Annotated in this window: 3 protein-coding genes; all 3 read right to left on the bottom strand. The window is 65.6% G+C overall.

The annotated features are described in order from the left end of the window. The coding region (locus ACFWF3_RS31655) for a cytochrome P450 (RefSeq protein ID WP_379317448.1) at positions 1-898 on the bottom strand (898 nt) is incomplete at its 3' end. Positions 899-914: 16 nt separating this feature from the next. Then, positions 915-2,039 carry a hypothetical protein gene (locus tag ACFWF3_RS31650; protein ID WP_379317446.1) on the bottom strand — a complete coding sequence of 375 codons (1,125 nt, stop codon included), beginning with the start codon at positions 2,037-2,039 and terminating at the stop codon, positions 915-917. After that, positions 2,036-2,606, bottom strand: a 571-nt coding sequence (locus tag ACFWF3_RS31645; protein WP_379317444.1) for an acetoacetate decarboxylase family protein, incomplete at its 5' end; no start/stop codon positions are given. The genes ACFWF3_RS31645 and ACFWF3_RS31650, both read right to left, overlap by 4 nt.

Below are 2,606 nucleotides of genomic sequence, written 5' to 3'. Positions count from 1 at the left end.
GGTCGTAGCGCAGGCTCTCCTCGACCACCGATGTGACGAAAGGCGGTGCTACGCACAGGATCTGGCCATGGAGGCGATGAGAAAGCAGAGCCAGAACGGTGTTGGAGATGAGATTGACCGTGGTTTCGTGTCCAGCGATCAGCAGCAGCGCGCAGGTGGCGATGAGTTCGTCGTGGCTCAGGGCCTGGCCTGAGTCCTCGGCGACGATCAGAGCGGACACCAGATCCGCACCCGGTCGGGTGCGGCGGTGGCGCACGAGCTGTTCGAAGTAATCGTGCAGCGCGTTGTTATCGCTGACCAGTGCCGCAGGGTCGGGGCGGCCGGTGGTGGCGGTGGCCGACACCGGGTCGAGAGCGCGTGCCAGTCCAGTCGACCACCCTCGAATCAGGGGTTCGTCATCGAGTGGGACACCGAGTAGTTCGCAGATCACTGTGACCGGCAGCGGGCCGGCGAGATCGGCGACGATATCGAGTTGCCCGCGCTCGGCCGCACGGTCCAGAGCTGCGTCGGCGATGGCGGTGATCCGTGGCTCCATCCGGCGCACGACGGCGGGAGTGAAGGTCGCGGCGACCACACGACGCAGGCGGGCGTGATCCGGGTTGTCGCGGAACAGCATCGGGGCGATGCCGGTGAGTTCGCCGGCGAGGTCTCCCGCGAGGTCGTGAACGGGGGTGGGTCCCAAAGGAATCGAGGCGTAGTGGCGTTCGACGCTGCTCGCCTTGTCGCGCAATACCGTTGCGCAGTCCTGATACGACGACAACACCACTACCGGTGCCCCGCCGAGCCGGACAGGTCCGTGCTCGCGGATGCGGTGGTAGAGCGGGTACGGGTCTGCGCGGTGTGCGGGATCGAGCAGCTGAGCGAAAAGTCCGAGGTTGCGCGCGGGTGTGGTGGTCATGATGCCGCCGAGTGGGTCAGCCGTGCCGGATGGCGCGGTGGGTGAAGGTGGGTGTGGTGCCGGGATTGAGCAGTGCGCCGGTCAGCTCGCTGGACGGGAAGAATTGCAGGAAGCGTGAATCCTGCTGGGACACATCGACGATGGTCTTCTCGATGACCATCGAGTTGTACTGCTCGTACGTGGTTTCGATGGTGTTGGCGTTCAGCACCACCTCGTGTCCCCAGGATTTCGCCGCCTTCGCCAGACCCGGAATTCGAGACTGGTCCGGCGTGAGACATTCCGTGGCGATGGCGTTTTCGCTGATCGCCCAGATGCCGGTGTCGGTATTGAGCACCAGCGACTGGTTACCCATGGCGTGGCCGGGCGTGGTGATCAGCGCGACACCGGGGCCGAGCAGGACACTGCCGTCGAGCGGCAGGATCTTCTCGGGTGGCAGGTCGACGAAGGTGCTCGGCTGATACCAGGGCCGCTGGAACGGGTGCAGGTCGGCCATGGCCTCGAGCTCGTCACGCTGAGCCAGCAGCTTCGCATTCGGGAAAGCCGCTACCACAGGTTGATTCGGGCTGATGTCGGGTTGCGGCGAGGTGGTGCCCAGCCAGCGCCGCACATCCTGGGTGTGCAGGTGGTCGAAGGTGAGGTAGTCGACCTCGGCCGGGTCGACTCCGGCACGGCGGCAGGCGGTCAGCACATCGGTGTGCTCATGGACGAACAGGCCTCGTACCGGTCCTGGCGCCAATCGCTTCATGTCATCGAAATACGGTGTGTAGGAGTCGAGTTCATGATCGCTCGGCTCGAACAGCAAAGTGCGCGGGGTGCCGTCGGTCTCGGTCCAGCGCACGATCAGCAAGCGGTTGCTGATGGTGACGAACGGCGTGGGACTGATCGCGGCGCGGAACAGACCGTAGCGGGTCGGGTACGGCAGCGAGATCAGATCATGGGTCCGCACCGAGTCCGGTCGCCCGGTGGCGGCGAACTCGCGACGGAAATCCAGTGCGGCCGTGCGGCATGCGCGCAGTCGTGGACCGAAACCGCCTGGTGCGGTGAGTGCCTTGTCGAAGGTATCGATGCGGGGGAACGGCGCGGTGACGGCCGGTCGCGGGATGGCGAGCGGTTCGGTGATGAGTCGATCGGCGATGCTCATAGGACTCGAGGCCGCATCCGGCTTGCCGTGAACAGCGGGGTGAGCGGCAGCAGCGGTATCGGTGGCACCCACACACCGAGTAGATCGACGCGGTGCAGCCGCGCTTGGATCACCCGCCCGATCCCCATCTGGTCGAGTGGATCGCGTTCGGAACCGTGTACTTCCAGGCTGAAGTCCTCGATCTGGCGCACCTCGATCACCCGCTCGCGGGGGGTGAAGCCCACCACGAAGGCGGGAAACAGCCCGGCGAGGCCGACGACATTGCGGTGCGGGCGGCCCAGAATCGGTGGCGGATCGGCGATGACCGCGCCGAGCCTGCCACCCATGGTGAGCAGCTTGTTGCCGCGGCGCGAGGCCTCGGCCCGGATCTCGGTGTCGGTGACTGTCCAGTCGACCTCACCGAGCTTCTTCGGATAGCCGAGCAGTTCGCGCCCCATGATCAAGGCGACATCGTCGTCGAGAATCATCCACGGGCAGTGGATTCCGATGCCCTGCACCGTCTTGATGTGCACGAACAACCCCGCCTCGTGGTATCCCGGCGACTCGAAGTTGTTGTCCGGGAAGCAC

It is taken from the genome of Nocardia sp. NPDC060220 (genome assembly GCF_042727815.1).
GTDB lineage: Bacteria > Actinomycetota > Actinomycetes > Mycobacteriales > Mycobacteriaceae > Nocardia.
Note: the sequence above shows the minus strand (reverse complement) of the source record. Positions and strands in the feature narration are given on the sequence as shown.

Bases quoted from the DNA above. Each gene is read 5' to 3' on its own strand.
- ACFWF3_RS31650 (WP_379317446.1), bottom strand. From the start codon at position 2,039: ATGAGCATCGCCGATCGACTCATCACCGAACCGCTCGCCATCCCGCGA.